The organism is Mycobacterium sp. pV006 (genome assembly GCF_041287115.1).
In the GTDB taxonomy this organism is placed as follows: Bacteria; Actinomycetota; Actinomycetes; order Mycobacteriales; family Mycobacteriaceae; genus Mycobacterium.
In genome coordinates this window covers 76,240-92,427 of sequence record NZ_JBGGKT010000015.1, presented here as the reverse complement: position 1 = coordinate 92,427, position 16,188 = coordinate 76,240, and the positions used below count along the sequence as shown (strand labels likewise).

Sequence of the window (16,188 nt, the reverse complement as noted above, 5' to 3'; positions counted from 1 at the left end):
GCGAAAACGAGAGATTCCCGTCACGTGAAAGCCTCCGAGCTGGCCGACCTGAAGCCGAAAAAGAAGTGCTGCCGCAGCAAGCCGCGCTGCAAACGGTGCCCTCTGGTGGTCGCGAAGGTCCGCAAAGCCGAACTCAACGGGTTGCGCGGCAAGGAACTGACCAAGGTCTACAAGCGCGCGCGTAAGGCCTGAGCAGCGGTTTTCACCTCGCAAACCGTGGCCGGGGCCGTTCCCGAGGAGTAGCCTGGAGGCATCCGTCGCGCTTTCTCGGAGGTGGAGAATGACGGTTTACACAGCACTCACCGTTGCCGTGATCGCGGTCCTGGCGTCGGTCACCACGATCGCGATCTTCCTGGGGCTGGCCAACTGGTTCGGCGCGTTCTACATCGTGCGATGTACGCAGTGCAGGCATCTGACCTACAGCACCACCAACCAGCCGGCGATCTCGTGTCCGCATTGCCGGCATCCGGTGCTGACGCATCCGATCCACGCCCTGAGTCACCCGCGGGAGCGGGCGGATGTGCGGGTGAACGATCCGCTGCGTTACTGAGACGAGTCGGCCCGGGCGCGGTTGAGCACGCCTTTTCCGGGCTACCGTGCGGACATGGCGCGAACCATGCCCGCACTGCGGTTCAGTACCGCGCTGTACCGGTTCCGGGAGAGCTTGTTCTTCCTGCCCCTGCTGGTGGTGGTGCTGGGTGCGGTCCTGGCCGAGGTGACCGCCATGATCGACGGCGCGTTCGGTTCGGACCGCCGGATCCCGCTGACCGTCCAGATGAACAGCAATGCCGCGACGTGGCTGCTGAGCACCGTGGCGGGCGCGATGATCACCACCGCCGGGGTGGTGTTCTCCCTGACGGTGGTCAGTCTGCAGCTGGCGAGCAGCCAGTTCTCCCCGCGCGTGATGCGGTCCTTCATCCGGGACCGGCTCAGTCAGTCCGTGATCGGGCTCCTGGTCGCCACGTTCGTGTTCTCGGTGCTGGTGCTGCGGCACATCGACGCCAACGAACACACCAACGCCCCGCGCATCTCGATGACGCTGGCGATCGCGCTGACGTTGACGACCGTGGTCTTGATCATCGCCTACCTCAACCGGCTGGCCTTCGGTCTGCAGGTCGGCGAGGTCGTGCGCACCATCACCGACGAAGCCGCCGCCGTGCTGCACCACGAGGCTCGCCACGTCCGCGAGGAGATACCCGCCGGGGAACAGGCCACACCCACGGGTCGGGTGCTGTCGGTCCACGCCGGCAGTGACGGCTGGGTGACCCAGGCCCCGAGCCGGCACATCCTGGCCGCGATCCCGCCGGCAACGACGGTGCGGTTGGAGACGCGCACCGGCGCCTACATCCACCGCGGAGAGGTGCTGCTGTCGTTGTGGCCGGCACCCGAGGACGCGGAAGCGGTTGAGCGGCGGGTGCTTTCGACCGTCGAGATCGCCGCCAACCGGACCATGCAGCACGACGTCGACTTCTCGATCCGCCAACTCGTCGACATCGCGCTGCGCGCGCTGAGCCCCGCGATCAACGACCCCACCACGGCCACCGAGGTGGTGCTGCGGCTGGGCAGCCTGCTGCGCGACATCCTCACCACCGATCAACCGCCGCTGGAGGTCCAGGGCCCCGACGGCCGGGTGTTGTTGCGGCCGTGGAACCTGTCCCGCAACGAGTACATCGAGCATGCCTTCGACCAGATCCGCCAGTCCGTCGGTGGTCAACTGCACGTCGCGACCGCGGTGCTGCGGGTGCTGAACATGCTCATCGAGCACGTCACCTCGGAGGGTCACGACGAGTCGGTGCCTGCGCTGCAGGCCCAGCAGCGCATGCTGATGGAGAGCTTGGAGAACCGGGCCGAGGCATTGGGGATCCACCCGCAGGATCTGGCCCGTTTACGCGCGGTCTACGACGACACCGACCCGGCGGAGCACGAACTGAAGTGAGCGAGCTCGTCACCGTAGGTCACGGCGCCCTCGACCAGGCCGCGTTGGGCAGCTTGTTGCTGACGGCGGGTGTCGAGGTCCTCGTCGACATCCGGCGTTACCCGAACAGCCGGCGCAACCCCGACGTCGCACGCACCGCGATGGAGACGTGGGTGCCCGCGGCCGGACTGGATTACCGGTGGGAAGCCCGGCTGGGCGGGCGGCGCAGGATCGCCGCGGAGGACGAGACCGTCGACACCTGGTGGCGGGTGGCGCAGTTCGCCGCCTACGCGGCCTACACCCGCACCGACGAGTTCGGTGCGGCGCTGGAGGAACTGCTGGCCCAGGCGCGTCGGCAGCGCACGGCGATCATGTGCAGCGAAAGCGTGTGGTGGCGTTGCCACCGGAGGCTGGTCGCCGATGTCGCAGTGCTGCGTTGCGGTGTGCCGGTCACGCATCTGATGCACGACGGCAGGCTCACGCCGCACGCCCCGGCCGAGGGCGCGGAGCTGGACTCCGACGGCCACGTGTACTGGATCGCCTGAGTCACCGGCAACGAGATTGCTTCCAGCGCGCTTTTTTCGCGAGTTGACGCGCGTGGAATGCGATTTCGGCGGATTACCAGCCGCGGCGGTGCGGCACGGAGCCGACCAGTTCGCCCTTCTGCGCGACGTCGCGGCTGCGGTAGATGATGTAGGGCCGGAACAGGTAACCGATCGGGGCGCTGAACGCGTGCACCAGTCGGGTGAACGGCCACAGGCAGAACAGCAGCAGCCCGAGCATCACGTGGACCTGGAACCACGCCGGTGCCAATGTCATCAGATCGCCGCGGGGTTGCAGCACCCAGATCGACCGGAACCACGGCGACACCGTCTCCCGGTAGTTGTGCTCCTCGCCCACCGGTGTCGCGCCGATCAGCGTGCACGCCAGACCCGCGACGATCGCCAGCACCAACACCAGATACATGACCTTGTCGTTGAGCGTGGTCGCCATGAAAACCGGTCCGCGGGTGCGTCTCCGGTAGACCAACAGCGTGATCCCGACCAGCGTGCAGAACCCGGCGATTCCGCCGAGGACCAGCGCCTGGATGTGGTAGCCGTGCTGGCTCAACCCGATCGCGTCGGTCCACGACTTCGGGATGACCAGACCGATGATGTGGCCGACGATCACCACCAGGATCCCGAAGTGGAACATCGGGCTGGCGATGCGCAACAGGCGGCTCTCGTAGAGCTGCGACGAGCGCGTGGTCCAGCCGAACTTGTCGTAGCGGTACCGCCACCAGGTGCCGACGACCACCACCGCGAGCGTGACGTAGGGCACCACGTCCCAGAAGATCTCCCACCCGGACATCTCAGCGCCTCCCCTGCTCTGCGCCGTGCCGGCGCGGCGGCACCGTCAACGTGAACGGTTGCAGTCCAACGGCTTCGGTCGGTGGTCCTCCACCCGCCAGATGCCGGACACGCTTGAGATCGGCGGCCGTGACCGGGGGCAGTGTGCCCAGCACGGCGGCCACCGTCGACGCGTACGGCGACTGCGCCTCGCACAGCGCGTCGTGCAGCACGCCGAGCGGGACCCGATGCGCGGTCAACAACGCCCGGCCGGCATCCGGGTCGACGGTGGCCGCGAACTCCAGCACCACGGTCAGATGATCCGGGGATTCGCGGTGCGACATCGACACCCCCGCGCGACGGTACGCATCGGAGAACTCCAGCATGGCCTGCCCGCGGTTACGTGTGTCCCCGGCCGTCCAATACGTCAGGTACATGGTCGCCCGGCGACGCAGGTCGAACATGTCGACGTACTGGGTCGCCGCGACGGTCGGGTCGAGCCCGCGCAGCGCGGTCAACGTGGCGCGCAGCGGTGCGGCGGCGGCCGCGTCGACGTGGTCGAGAAGCGCCTCGGCCCCGTCCAACTGAGCCGGATCGGGGTAACTCAACAACAGGGAGGCCGCCTGCCACACCAGACGGTCTGTCATTTCAGGGCGTGCGGCCCTGCGAAACCTCACCGGTTCTCACCGCCCTCGGTGGGGAACAACCCGGACGGCGCGCCGCGGCCGTCCCAGTTGAGCAGGTTGACCCGCGAGGGCCGCGACTCGTTGGCCGCCATGTGCTCACTGGTCTGGCGGTGCTGCAGCGCGTGGAACGTCTCCACCGCCACCGGAACCGGCTGTCCGCTGGCCTCCCCGAACGGGCCGGACTCATACATGCCGGGGCCGCCGTCGAACGACAGTGAGCAGCCGGGCTCCTCCATCGACCACGGTTCGACCTCGGCGTAGGCCGTCGGAATCACATACCGCTCATCGTATTTGGCCAGCGCCAGCAGGCGGTACATGTCGTACATCTGTTCCTCGGTCATCCCCACCGCTTCGGGGATGTGCGGCTGGGTCTCCCGGCCGAGGTTGATGTCGCGCATGTAGGACCGCATCGCGGCCAGGCGGCGCAACACCCCTTCCACGACGTCGACGTCGCCGGCGGTGAACAGTCCGGCCAGATACTCCATCGGAATCCGGAGTGCGTCGAGCGCGCCGAACAGGTTGCCGACGTCCTCACCGTCGTGGCCGCTGCGACTGACGGCGTCGACCACCGGGGACAGCGGCGGGATGTACCAGACCATCGGGACGGTTCGGAACTCCGGATGCAGCGGCAGGGCCACCCCGAAGGTGTGGATGAGCGCGTAGATCGGTGAGCGTTGCGCCGCCTCGATCCACTCGTCGGAGATGCCTTCGGCCCGGGCTCCTGCGATCACGGCAGGTTCGTTGGGATCCAACAGGATCCGCTTCTGCGCCTCGTACAGGTCGGTGTCGTTCTCCACCGACGCCGCCTCGAGCACCCGGTCGGCGTCGTAGAGCACCAGCCCGAGATACCGCAGGCGGCCCACGCAGGTCTCCGAGCACACCGTCGGCAACCCGACCTCGATGCGCGGGTAACACAGCGTGCACTTCTCGGCCTTACCGGTCTTGTGGTTGAAGTACACCTTCTTGTACGGGCACCCCGACACACACATCCGCCACCCGCGGCACCGGTCCTGATCGACCAGCACGATGCCGTCCTCGCTGCGCTTGTACATCGCTCCCGACGGGCACGATGCGACACACGACGGGTTCAGGCAGTGCTCACAGATGCGCGGCAGGTAGAACATGAACGTCTGCTCGAGCTCCAACCGCACCTGCTCGCTGACCTGTCGGAGCACCGGGTCGCCGGGCACGATCTCGGTCGACCCGCCCAGGTTGTCGTCCCAGTTGGCCGACCATTCGACCTTCATCGGTTCCCCGGTGATCAGACTGCGCGGCGGGGCGACGGGGATGTGTTCGCCCAGCGGGGCGTTGGTGAGGTTCTCGTAGTCGTAGGTCCAGGGCTCGTAGTAGTCGTCGATGGACGGCATCTTCGGGTTGGAGAAGATGTTGAGGAGCTTCTGCAGCCGCCCACCGCCGCGCAGCCGCAACCGCCCCTTGCGGTCCCGGACCCACCCGCCGCGCCAGCGTTCCTGGTCCTCGTAGGTGCGCGGATAGCCCTGCCCGGGCCTGGTTTCGACGTTGTTGAACCACACGTACTCGGTGCCGGGCCGGTTCGTCCAGGCCTGCTTGCACGTCACCGAGCAGGTGTGGCACCCGATGCACTTGTCGAGGTTCATCACCATCGCCATCTGGGCCATGACCTTCATCAGTAGACGACCTCCTGCGAGCGGCGGCGCACGACCGTGACCTCGTCACGTTGGTTGCCGGTGGGACCCAGATAGTTGAAGGCGAAGGCGATCTGGGCGTAACCGCCGGCCAGATGACTGGGTTTGACGAGCAGCCGGGTCAACGAGTTGTGGATCCCGCCGCGCTTGCCGGTGGTCTCGCTGCGCGGCACATCGATGGTGCGTTCCTGGGCGTGGTAGACGAACACCACTCCTTCGGGCATGCGGTGGCTGACGATCGCGCGGCACACCAGGACCCCGTTGCGGTTGACCGCTTCGACCCAGTCATTGTCGCGCACTTCGATTTTCGCGGCGTCGGCCGGACTCATCCACATCGTGGGGCCGCCGCGCGACAGCGACAACATGAACAGGTTGTCCTGGTACTCGGAGTGGATCGACCACTTCGAGTGCGGGGTCAGGTAGCGCACCGTCAATCCCACACCGTCGGACCCGCCCGCGCCGAGCTCGGGTTCGCCGAACAGCCGGTGGATGTCCAACGGCGGCCGGTAGATCGGCAGTTGCTCACCGAGTTCCTCGAGCCAATCGTGGTCGAGGTAGAAGTGCATGCGGCCGGTGAGCGTGTGGAACGGTTTGAGCTCCTCGATGTTCACGGTGAACGGGGCGTACCGCCGTCCCCCGGTCTCGCTGCCCGACCATTCCGGGCTGGTGATCACCGGCACGGGCCGCGCCTGCGTGTCGGCGTAGGTGATGCGACGCTCCTCGCTGCCCCCGGCCAGATGATCCAGGGGCCGCCCGATGCGTCGCGAGAGCTGCTCGAAGCCCTCCACCGCGAGCCGGCCGTTGGACGTCCCCGAGAGGGCCAGGATGACATCGGCCATCCGTTCGGCGGTGGTGATCGCCGGCCGACCCGCCGCCGGGCCGGAACTGAGCACGCCGAACTTCGCGGCCAGTTCGCCGACCTCCCGGTCGGGATGGGTGGTCAAACCCTTGGTCGTCAGCCCGAGCCCTTCGACCAGCGGGCCCAGGGTGGCCCACTTCTCGGCGATGGCGGCGTAGTCGCGTTCCACCACCGCGATGGGCCCCATCGTCTTGCCGGGCACCGGGGTTTCCCCGGTGGCCCGCCAGTCATGGTGTGTCCCACCGGGATAGGCCATGGCTGCGGGGGTGTCGTGCTGGAGTGCGCCGAGCACGACGTCGGTGCGGGTGCCGAGGTGCTTCTTGGCCAGCGCCGAGAACGCGATCGCGACGGCCCGGAACGCCTCGAAGTCCGAACGTGTCTCCCATGGCGGGTCGATCGCCGGGGTGAAAGCGTGCACGTAGGGATGCATGTCGGTGGTGTTGAGATCCGCCTTCTCGTACCAGGTGGCGGCCGGCAGCACGACGTCGGAGAGCAGCGTCGTCGAGGTCATCCGGAAGTCGATCGACATCAACAGGTCGAGCTTGCCTTCCGGGATGTTCCCGTCGTCGTCACAACGCCATTCGACGTCTCGAGGACGCAACGACTCCTCGGTCGGGGTGGCCTGCAGGTTCGACGTGGTGCCCAGCAGGTGGCGCAGGAAGTACTCGTTGCCCTTGCTCGACGAACCCAGCAGGTTGGCCCTCCACACGTTGAGCACCCGCGGCCAGTTCGCCGGGTTGTCCGGGTCGGTGATCGCCATCTTCAGTGCGCCCGAGGCCAACTGCTCGGCGACGTACTCCGGGATCTCCCGGCCGGCCGCGCGTGCCTCGTCGGCGACGTCGAGGCTGGATCGGTCGAACTGCGGGTAGAACGGCATCCATCCCATCGCCGCGGAGGCGGCCAGCACGTCCATTGTGTGCTTGCCGTCGAAGCGTCCGCGGCCGACCGGGCTGGCCAGTGCGTCGGCGCGATAACCGTCGTAGCGCCACTGGTCGGTGTGCACGTACCAGTACGAGGTGCCGGGCATCTGCCGGGGCGGGCGCACCCAGTCGGTGGCCATCGCCATCGTCGCCCACCCGGTGACCGGGCGGCACTTCTCCTGACCGACGTAGTGGGCCCATCCGCCGCCGTTGCGTCCCATCGAACCCGTGAGGATCAGCATCGCGAGCACCGCGCGGTAGGTGGCGTCCCCGTGGAACCACTGACAGATGCCGGCACCCATGATGATCATCGAGCGACCGCCGGATTCTTCGGCGTTGCGCGCGAATTCACGGGCCACCCGGACGGCCTGCGCGGCGGACACACCGGTGATCGGCTCCTGCCACGCCGGGGTGTAGGGCCGGTCGGGGTCGTCGTAGCCGGTGGGCCAGTCCCCGGGCAGGCCCGGGCGCGCGACACCGTACTGGGCCAGCATCAGGTCGAAGACGGTGCAGACCAGGTGCTCACCGACGCGGCGCACCGGAACGCCACGTTCGAGCGTTTCGCCGTGTCCGTCGACGGTGTCGAATCGGGGCAGGGTGATCGTCGCGGACTGGTCGTCGCCGGCCGCCACCGTCAGGGCGGGTGAGAGGTCGCCGAGGTCGAGGTTCCACTTGCCGACCCCGTCGTCGCCGAACCGGAATCCCAGCGACCCCGGTGGGACCACCACGGTGTCGGTGGCCTCATCGAGCAGCACCGGTTTGAACGCGGCGTTCTCCACGTCCTGTCCGAGGTCGGCGGCGGTCAGGTTCTTGCCCGGCACCAGCACACCGTCGCGCTGCTCCAGCTTGACCAGGAACGGCAGATCGGTGAAGCGGCGCACGTAGTCGGTGAAGAAGGGAACCTGTTTCTCGACAAAGAATTCCGACAGGATCACATGACCCATCGCCATGGCCAGCGCGCCGTCGGTGCCGGCCGCGCACGGCATCCACTCGTCGGCGAACTTGGTGTTGTCGGCGTAGTCGGGGCTGACGCTGACCACTTTGGTACCGCGGTACCGGACTTCGGCCATCCAGTGCGCGTCCGGAGTGCGGGTGACCGGGACATTGGATCCCCACATCATCAGATACGAGCTGTCCCACCAGTCACCGGACTCGGGCACGTCGGTCTGGTCGCCGAACACCTGCGGTGAGGCCACCGGCAGGTCGGCATACCAGTCGTAGAACGACGTCATCGCCCCGCCGAGCAGTTCGACGAATCGTGAGCCCGCCGCGTGGCTGACCATCGACATCGCGGGGATCGGCGAGAACCCGGCAACCCGGTCGGGACCGTAGGTCTTGATGGTGTGTACGTGGGCCGCGGCGATCATCTCGGCGGCCTCGGCCCAACTGACGCGCACCAATCCGCCCCTGCCGCGGGCCTGTTGGTAGCGGCGGCGGCGTTGCGGGTCGGCCTGGATGTCCGCCCACGCCAGCACGGGATCACCCAGCCGGGACTTGGCCTCGCGATACATCTGCACCAGGACACCCCGCGCATAGGGGTAGCGCACACGCGTCGGCGAATAGGTGTACCAGGAGAACGCCGCGCCCCGGGGGCAGCCGCGCGGCTCGTACTCGGGGCGGTCGGGACCGACCGACGGGTAGTCGGTCTCCTGTGTCTCCCAGGTGATGATCCCGTCTTTGACGTAGACCTTCCAGGAGCACGAGCCGGTGCAGTTCACGCCGTGGGTCGAGCGCACCACCTTGTCGTGGCTCCAGCGGTCGCGGTAGAAGATGTCCCCCTCGCGCCCGCCGCGCCGATGCACGGTACGCCCGTCGGCGGAGATCTCACCGGGGGTGAAGAACCTCCCGCTGCGCTGCAGCAGGTCCTCCACCGCTCCCCCGGTGCGGGGCGGACTCGTCATGTGGCGGCCTCCTCGGTTCGCGGCTCATGGGCGTGCAGCTTCCACGCGGTGTAGCCGAAGGCGATGACAGCGGTGATGACCAGCAGGGTCAGTCCCACGGTGTAGTCGTTCTCGACGCTGTCGTAGCTGGCCCCCATGACCAGCGGCGGGAAGTACCCCCCCAATCCTCCTGCGGCGGCCACGATTCCGGTGACCGATCCGACGGATCGTGCCGGGGCCCGCCGGGCGACCCAGGCGAACACTCCGCCGGTCCCGATGCCCAGGAACAACGCGAGCGTGATGAACGTCAGCGCAGACCACAGATCGGGTGGCGGCTGCAGGATCGCGACCCCGGCGGTCAACGCGGTCCCGGCGAACGAGCCCAGCACCACGTACTTGGGTGCGATCCGGTCGGCCAGCATGCCGCCGACCGGCCTGGCCAGGACCGCCGCCAACGCGAACCCGGCGGTGCGGGCGCCGGCGTCGACCGCCGAGAAGTCGTAGATCGTCTTGATGTAGGTGGGCAGATAGTTGCTGAACGCGACGAACCCCCCGAACACCACCGCGTACAGGAACGCCATCTCCCACGTGACCGGCAACTTGGCGGCGGCCTTGAGTTTGGGCAGGACGGCGTCGTGGTTGGGCGAGAAGCCGGGTGCGTCACGCATGGCCAGCAGGCACAGCAGCGCGGTGAGGGCCAGGGCGACCGCGATGATCACGTGCGTGGTCAGCAGCCCGAACCAGGAGACCAGCCGCGGTGTGAAGAACGCCGACAGCGCGGTCCCCACCATCCCCATCCCGAACACCCCGGTGGCGAAGCCGCGCCGCGGCGCGTCGTACCAGTTGTTGGAGAACGGGATGCCGATGGCGAAGACGGTTCCCGCGATGCCCAGGAAGAACCCGAACACCACCAGCAACGGGTAGGACCCCGACGCCCCGGCGACGCCCACCGCGAGCACCGGCACGATCGACGCGAGCGTGACGGCGATGAACATGACCCGACCGCCGAACCGGTCGGTCAGCGGGCCGACCACGATGCGGCCGAGCGCACCGACCAGGATCGGGGTGGCCACCAGGATCGAGGCCTCGGTGCTGCTCAACGACATGTCCCCGGCATAGGTCGTCGACAGCGGCCCGATCATGTTCCAGGCCCAGAAATTGATGGCCGACACCCAGGTGGCCAGCGCCAGATTGATCCCCCGCCGTGCGCCGGTGTCCGGCGTAGTCGCCGTGCTCACCCGTCCAGCAAAACACCTTCGGCGCGTGATGTCACCGTTTCGGCGTAAACATTTGGGAAAGCGAAACTACTTGGCAGGATTAAATTCTCGCTCCGCGTGGGGTTTTTACGAACGGCCCGACAGGGTCGCCTACCCTAACGCTCCAATTCTCAATCCGGCGAGCAGCTTTCGAGCGCCACCCGCAGGTCGGACAGCCAAACCCGGTCGGCCGGGACCCAGTTGAGCGCGTCGAGTCCGTCGGCACGCACCCAGTCCAGCGCCCGGTGGTCGTTGGGCACCACCTCGCCGGCGAGGCGTTCCACCAGGTAGGCACGCAACACCGCGGTGTCGTTCAGTGCGATGTCGACGCCGACCCGGGCTCCGACGGCGACGGTGATACCGAGCTCTTCGCGCAATTCACGGGCCAGCGCGTCGGCCTCCGTCTCGCCGGCGTGGACCTTGCCGCCGGGCAGTTCCCACAGGCCCGCCAGCTCCGGCGGGCGGGCCCGCTGGGCCACCAGCAGCGCACCCCGTTCGATCAGGGCGCCCGCGACGACAACGAGGGAGGACATCGCGGCAACGGTATACCGTCGAGGACATGGCTGTTTTGACCGATAAAGAGATCGCCACCGCGTTGACCGACCTCACCGGCTGGGAGCACTCCGGCGGCGCGCTGCGCCGGTCGGTGAAGTTCCCGGCGTTTCTCGACGGCATCGATGCGGTGCGGCGCGTGGGCGAGCACGCCGAAGCCCGCGACCACCATCCGGACATCGACATCCGTTGGCGGACCGTCACTTTCGCGCTTGTCACCCACTCCGAGGGTGGAATCACCGAGAAGGATCTGGAGATGGCGCGCGACATCGACGGGATCCTCGGATAGCGATCCACGCCAGCGTCGCCAAGGTGGCGACCAGGTAGGCCAGGCCGGGCCAGGCCAGATACCAGGGCCGCGGGATGGTCCAGATGGTCGGCTGGGCGAAGCTCAGCAGCCAGGGCACCCCCACCAGGGTCAACCCCAGCCAGCCCCAGCCCAGGATCCGTGCACCCAGCCGCTCCCGCACGGGGCCGTGCAGCAGCCAGATCATCAACGGGATCAGCCACACCCAGTGGTGCGTCCACGAGATCGGCGACAGCAGCAGCCCGAAGAGTTGCACGACGACGATGGCGCCGAGCCGGTCGTCGGCGCCACCGATGGCCCGCCAGGCCAGGAGCGCGAGCACCGCGGTCACCGCGATCCCCAGCAAGACCGCGGGGCCGTAGCCGGCGTCGTGGCCGAGGATGCGCGACACCCCGCCCCGCCAGGACTGGTTGAACGACGTCGCGACCGGCCCGACGCGGTGCGCGTCGCCCAGCAGCTCGGTGAAGTACAGGCGCACCTGGTCGCCGACCACGAGCGCCGACACGCCGATGGTCGCGAAGAACACCACCGCGGAGAACAGCACGGCGCGCCACCGGCGCGCACCGAGGAAGTACAGACCGGACACCGCCGGGGTGAGTTTCACCCCCGCGGCCAGGCCCACCAACAGGCCGGACAACCACCAGCGACTGCTGTGCACCGCCCAGAGCACGGCGAACACCAGCAGCACGTTGATCTGGCCGTAGTCGAAGGTGCTGCGCAGCGGCTCGGTCCAGATCCCGACCGCCGTCCACAGCATCGCGACGCGCCGGTCGCCGCCCCGGCCGGTCAATCCCAGGCTCAACCGCACCACGCCGTAGAGGGCGGCGATCGTGCCGAGCGTCCAGGCCAGCCCGAGCAGCCCGAACGGCAGCAGGTGCAGCGGGTAGAACACCACCGCCGCGAAGGGCGGATAGGTGAACGGCAGCGGGAAGTCCGGGGTCTGCTCGGCGTAGACGAAGTCGTAGAGCGTGTCGGGGTCGGCCAGCGCGGCGGCTCCGCCGACGTAGACGTGCAGGTCGACGAAGTTCGCGCCGTTGGGCACCAGATAGGTCCAGGCCAGTCTGGCGGCGATGCTCAGGATCAGCAGCAGCGGCGCCGCGGCCACGAGCCGCGCCGTCCACGGGGAGCGCGGCTCGGTGGCCACGGAGTCGGAGGTGTCGATGAACCGACTTTATCGACGCCTCGGGTGATGCCCGGATGGCCGGTCACCGTCGGCACTCATGTGCGTAACGGATCAGTAAATGCCACACGTGTCACTTGAGTAACACCAGTAACGCGCTAGCTTCGGTTTCAGGCGTGCCCTCGACCGAATTTGGAGACCTCATGCACCGCACCGGAAAACTGTTCGCCACCACGATGATCGCAGCGGCAGGGGCGGTCTCGGCCGCCGTGGCGCTGTCCGCATCGGCCGCCGCGCAACCGGCGCCGGCGCCGGCTCCCGGGCCCGCCCCGCAGGTTCCGGGTCTGCCGTTCCTGCAGCAGCTGGCCGCCAACCCCGAAGCCGCCACGCAGTTGATGCAGGGCTTCGCGAACCTGATGGGCAACGCTCCCGCCGCGGCCGCTCCGGTCGCGACCGCGGTGACCTCGCCCGCGCCCAGCGCCACCGCGTCGATCACCCTGCCGCAGCCGGCCAACGTGCTGCCCGGTGCTGATGTGCTGCCCGGGGCGACCGCCCTGCCCGGCGGCAACATCACCACGGTGCCGGCCGCCAACACCACCACGGTTCCGGCGACCGCACCGACGCAGAACCCGATCAGCGCGCTGACCGATTCGCTCGGCGTGCCCGGTGGCCTTGCGTCGCTGCTGCCCAGCGGCACCCCGCTGGCGGGTCTGCTGCCCACCGACAGCACCGCGGCGACCGCACCCGCGGCGGCTCCCGCACCGGCACCGGCACCGGCGCCGGTGTTCTCGCCGCTGTCGGCGCTGCCCTGACCTGGAACATCTCAGGCCACCGCAACCATCCACTCCACAACAGCACTGGGGGATCATGTCGACCAGGACGAAACTGACCACCGCACTCGCGGTGGGTTCGTCGATGGCCTTGCTGGCGGTCGGTGCGACGGGACTCGCGCACGCCGACCCCGTCGCCGCACCGCTACCGATCGACGGACTGCAGGCTCCGGGCCTGCCGGCCGTACAGAGCATCGGTCCGGTGATCCAGCAGGCCGCGGCTGATCCCGCCAATGCCGCTTCGATGCTGATGGCCGCCGCCGCGGTGTTCGCCGGAGACGCCGCGGCGCCGCGTCCGTCCCGCGACGTGGCGTCGGCGGTCAATCAGTTCGTGCAGCCCGTCGCGCACGTACCGGCCACCGGCGCGGTGCCAGGCACCGAAGCCCATCTGCCCGCCGGGGTCAATCCGGTTCACGCGGTCGGTCCGGCACCGGAGACGACCCCGCATGCGCCGGCGGCCGTCGCGCCCGGTCCGGCACCGCTGCCCGGTCCGGCTCCCGCGCCGCCTCCGGCTCCCGCGCCGGCTCCTGCTGCACCTGCCGCGCAGCCGGTCGCCGCCACGACACCGGGCGGGCCCACCGAGTTCGGGCCCGACGCGCCGGTGACGCAGGACTTCCTCTATCCGTCGATCAGCAACGGTTGCCTGGCCGACGGCGGCAACGTGCTGGCCACGGCGATCTCGGTGGCCGGGCCCGCCAAGATCCCGACGCCGGGCCCCGGGCCGGGCCAGACGGCCTACGTGTTCACCGCGGTCGGCACGCCGGGTCCGGCTGCCGAGCAGAAGTTGCCGCTGAACGTGACGTGGGTGAACCTGTCAACGGGTAAGTCGGGCAGTGCGACGTTGAAGCCGCGCTCCGACATCAACCCGGAGGGCCCCACCACGTTGACGGCGATCGTCGACACCGGTTCGGGCAGCATCATGTCGACGATCTTCGGTCAGGTCACCACGACCGAGAAGCAGTGCCAGTTCATGCCGACCATCGGGTCGACCGTCGTCCCGTAGGTCTGCGCCGGAACAGCGGTCGGCCGGTCAGGGTCAGTAGGCCATGAACAGGATGGCGTCGCGGTCGTAGTCGCGACCCGGGTGCTGCTCGGACAGATGTTTCTGGGCCTTCTCCACCAGATCGTCCTCGTCCTTACCGGTGATGGCCTCGCCGCACGGGCAGTTCAAGTGAGTCTTCATGACTTCACTTTGGCACAACCGTCGATCGCAGATGAGACAAGATCGCGAACATGGACGTCTACGACGCGATGCGCACCACCGGGGCCGTCCGGAAGTTCACCGACGACCCGCTGCCCGACGATGTGCTCGAGCGCATCCTCGACCATGCGCGGTTCGCGCCCAGCGGCGGCAACCGCCAGGGGGTGCGCGTCGTGGCGGTCCGCGAGTACGCCACCCGCGCCGCGCTGGCCGAGCTGAGCCTGCCCGGCGCGCGGCGCTACGAGGCGCAGAAGAACAACGGTGAGGGGCCGTGGAATCCGCTCACCCCCATGGGCGTATCGGCCGAACAGGTCGCCGCGACCGAGGTTCCCGCAAGGATGACCGCGCCGCTGTTCGACGCCGCGGTGGTGCTGGTGGTGTGCGTGGACCTCGCGACGGTCGCCGCGATGGACCAGGATCTGCCGCGGGTGGGTCTGGTGGCCGGCGCGTCGGTGTACCCCTTCGTGTGGAGCGTGTTGCTGGCCGCGCGCAACGAAGGCTTCGGCGGGGTGCTGACGACGATGGCGGTGGCCGAGGAACCGCGGGTACGGGAACTGCTGGCCATTCCCGACGGGTTCGCCGTGGCCGCCGTGGTGCCGCTGGGCAAGCCGAGACAGCAGGTGCGACGGTTGACGCGCAAACCGGTGGCGGAGTTCGTCCGCCGCGAGCGCTTCGACGGCGAGTCTCTGTGACGCGCCGACGGCACCGTGAGACCTTGGGAGGATGACGGCCACCCTCGGCTATGCCATGGCCGGCAACGGTCACGGTGACCTCGACGAGCAGGTCGCCGAACTCTGCGCCGCCGGCGTGGATTCCCGCCGTATCTTCACCGACAGGCACCCCGGCCCCGCCGACAAGATGCGCGCCGGGCTGGTCGCCCTGCTGAGCTACGCCCGCGCCGGGGATGTCGTGGTGGTCGCGGCGTTGCACCAGCTGGGCCGCACGGCCACCGAGGTGAGCCGCACGGTCGCCGACCTCGATTCCCGCGGCATCGCGGTGCGGTGCCTGCGCAGCGGTGTCGACACCGCCACGGCCACCGGTCGTGTCGTCGCCGCGGTGCTGACCGACCTGGCGAGCCTCGACTAGGCCTTCGCGGTCTTGGCCTTCGCGGTCTTGGCCTTGGCCGCCTTCTTGTAGTCGCGCACCTTCTGCAACGAGCCGGCGTCGGTCACGTCGGCGATCGACATGTGCACGTCGGCCTTGCCGTAGTCCCCTGCCGCGGCGCGCCAGCCGTCCGGCGTGACGCCGTACTGCTTGCCCAGCAGCGCCAGGAAGATCTTGGCCTTCTGGTCCCCGAAACCCGGTAGCGCCTTGAGCCGCCGCAGCACCTCGGCCCCGTCGGCGCCGTCGGACCACAGCGCCGCGGTGTCGCCGCCGTACTCGTCGACGATGACTTGCGCGAGAGCCTGCACCCGCTTGGCCATCGAGCCGGGGAAGCGGTGCACGGCGGGGGTCTGGGCGAACAGCTCGGCGAAACGCTCGGGCTCGTGATCGGCGATCAGGGCCGGATCGAATCCGCCGAGTCGCTCGGCGAGCTTCTTCGGTCCGCTGAACGCCACCTCCATCGGGATCTGCTGATCGAGCAACATGCCGACGAGCAACGCGAAGGGATTGGCCTCCAACAGCGCGTCAGCGTCGGGTTCTTGGACTAACTGCAGTTTGGCCACGCG

General features: G+C 68.6%; 16 protein-coding genes and 2 pseudogenes. 9 read left to right on the top strand and 9 right to left on the bottom strand.

Annotated elements, in window-relative coordinates:
• Positions 1-24 precede the first annotated feature (24 nt).
• The 4 genes from ACAG25_RS20560 (at position 25) to ACAG25_RS20545 (ending at position 2,460) form a co-directional block, all read left to right on the top strand.
• Positions 25-192 (top strand): hypothetical protein, encoded by a 168-nt coding sequence (locus ACAG25_RS20560; RefSeq protein ID WP_370490321.1) that lies wholly within the window; start codon positions 25-27, stop codon positions 190-192.
• An 88-nt stretch (positions 193-280) separates the two neighbouring features.
• Positions 281-550, top strand: coding sequence for a hypothetical protein (locus ACAG25_RS20555; protein WP_370490320.1), 270 nt, complete (start codon positions 281-283; stop codon positions 548-550).
• A 54-nt stretch (positions 551-604) separates the two neighbouring features.
• On the top strand, positions 605-1,936 hold the full coding sequence (locus tag ACAG25_RS20550; protein ID WP_370490319.1) for a DUF2254 domain-containing protein: 1,332 nt from the start codon (positions 605-607) through the stop codon (positions 1,934-1,936).
• Positions 1,933-2,460, top strand: coding sequence for a DUF488 family protein (locus ACAG25_RS20545; protein ID WP_370490317.1), 528 nt, complete (start codon positions 1,933-1,935; stop codon positions 2,458-2,460). The genes ACAG25_RS20550 and ACAG25_RS20545 overlap by 4 nt, the downstream gene beginning before the upstream one ends.
• 73 nt (positions 2,461-2,533) lie before the next feature.
• Here the strand turns inward: ACAG25_RS20545 and narI are convergent.
• The 6 genes and pseudogenes from narI to ACAG25_RS20515 all read right to left on the bottom strand — a co-directional run.
• Positions 2,534-3,275: pseudogene (gene narI, locus ACAG25_RS20540) on the bottom strand (respiratory nitrate reductase subunit gamma); the annotation flags it as partial.
• Between the two features lie 18 nt (positions 3,276-3,293).
• A pseudogene (gene narJ, locus ACAG25_RS20535) lies at positions 3,294-3,890 on the bottom strand (nitrate reductase molybdenum cofactor assembly chaperone); the annotation flags it as partial.
• Positions 3,891-3,916: 26 nt separating this feature from the next.
• Positions 3,917-5,575, bottom strand: a complete 1,659-nt coding sequence (gene narH, locus ACAG25_RS20530) for a nitrate reductase subunit beta (protein WP_370490316.1) — start codon at positions 5,573-5,575, stop codon at positions 3,917-3,919.
• Positions 5,575-9,273 carry a nitrate reductase subunit alpha gene (locus ACAG25_RS20525; protein ID WP_370490315.1) on the bottom strand — a complete coding sequence of 1,233 codons (3,699 nt, stop codon included), beginning with the start codon at positions 9,271-9,273 and terminating at the stop codon, positions 5,575-5,577. Before ACAG25_RS20525 ends, narH begins: the two co-directional genes overlap by 1 nt.
• A complete protein-coding gene (locus tag ACAG25_RS20520) occupies positions 9,270-10,448 on the bottom strand; it encodes a nitrate/nitrite transporter (protein ID WP_370490343.1) in 1,179 nt (392 codons plus the stop codon). Before ACAG25_RS20520 ends, ACAG25_RS20525 begins: the two co-directional genes overlap by 4 nt.
• A gap of 191 nt (positions 10,449-10,639) precedes the next feature.
• On the bottom strand, positions 10,640-11,041 hold the full coding sequence (locus ACAG25_RS20515; RefSeq protein ID WP_370490314.1) for a (deoxy)nucleoside triphosphate pyrophosphohydrolase: 402 nt from the start codon (positions 11,039-11,041) through the stop codon (positions 10,640-10,642).
• 26 nt (positions 11,042-11,067) lie between these two features.
• Between ACAG25_RS20515 and ACAG25_RS20510 the strand changes: the two genes are divergently transcribed.
• Positions 11,068-11,349 (top strand): 4a-hydroxytetrahydrobiopterin dehydratase, encoded by a 282-nt coding sequence (locus tag ACAG25_RS20510; protein ID WP_370490313.1) that lies wholly within the window; start codon positions 11,068-11,070, stop codon positions 11,347-11,349.
• Here the strand turns inward: ACAG25_RS20510 and ACAG25_RS20505 are convergent.
• Complete coding sequence (locus ACAG25_RS20505) at positions 11,297-12,511, bottom strand: mannosyltransferase (RefSeq protein ID WP_370490312.1); 1,215 nt, start codon at positions 12,509-12,511, stop codon at positions 11,297-11,299. The genes ACAG25_RS20510 and ACAG25_RS20505 overlap by 53 nt on opposite strands.
• Positions 12,512-12,690: 179 nt before the next feature.
• Here ACAG25_RS20505 and ACAG25_RS20500 point away from each other — a divergent pair, with 179 nt between their 5' ends.
• Both ACAG25_RS20500 and ACAG25_RS20495 read left to right on the top strand, forming a co-directional pair.
• The gene (locus ACAG25_RS20500; protein WP_370490310.1) at positions 12,691-13,299 is read left to right on the top strand and encodes a hypothetical protein; all 609 of its coding nucleotides are present in this window, start codon (positions 12,691-12,693) and stop codon (positions 13,297-13,299) included.
• 55 nt (positions 13,300-13,354) lie between these two features.
• Positions 13,355-14,320, top strand: coding sequence for a hypothetical protein (locus tag ACAG25_RS20495; RefSeq protein ID WP_370490309.1), 966 nt, complete (start codon positions 13,355-13,357; stop codon positions 14,318-14,320).
• Between the two features lie 33 nt (positions 14,321-14,353).
• On the opposite strand, the gene ACAG25_RS20490 is transcribed toward ACAG25_RS20495, so the two are convergent.
• On the bottom strand, positions 14,354-14,500 hold the full coding sequence (locus ACAG25_RS20490) for a DUF1059 domain-containing protein (RefSeq protein ID WP_098003915.1): 147 nt from the start codon (positions 14,498-14,500) through the stop codon (positions 14,354-14,356).
• Between the two features lie 50 nt (positions 14,501-14,550).
• On the opposite strand from ACAG25_RS20490, the gene ACAG25_RS20485 reads away from it, so the two are divergent.
• Both ACAG25_RS20485 and ACAG25_RS20480 read left to right on the top strand, forming a co-directional pair.
• Entirely contained in the window at positions 14,551-15,210 is a 660-nt protein-coding gene (locus ACAG25_RS20485; RefSeq protein ID WP_370490308.1) for a nitroreductase family protein, read from the top strand.
• Between the two features lie 31 nt (positions 15,211-15,241).
• Positions 15,242-15,604 carry a recombinase family protein gene (locus ACAG25_RS20480; RefSeq protein WP_370490307.1) on the top strand — a complete coding sequence of 121 codons (363 nt, stop codon included), beginning with the start codon at positions 15,242-15,244 and terminating at the stop codon, positions 15,602-15,604.
• Here the strand turns inward: ACAG25_RS20480 and ACAG25_RS20475 are convergent.
• On the bottom strand, positions 15,601-16,185 hold the full coding sequence (locus tag ACAG25_RS20475) for an HhH-GPD-type base excision DNA repair protein (RefSeq protein ID WP_370490306.1): 585 nt from the start codon (positions 16,183-16,185) through the stop codon (positions 15,601-15,603). The genes ACAG25_RS20480 and ACAG25_RS20475 overlap by 4 nt on opposite strands.
• Between the last annotated feature and the right edge of the window lie 3 nt (positions 16,186-16,188).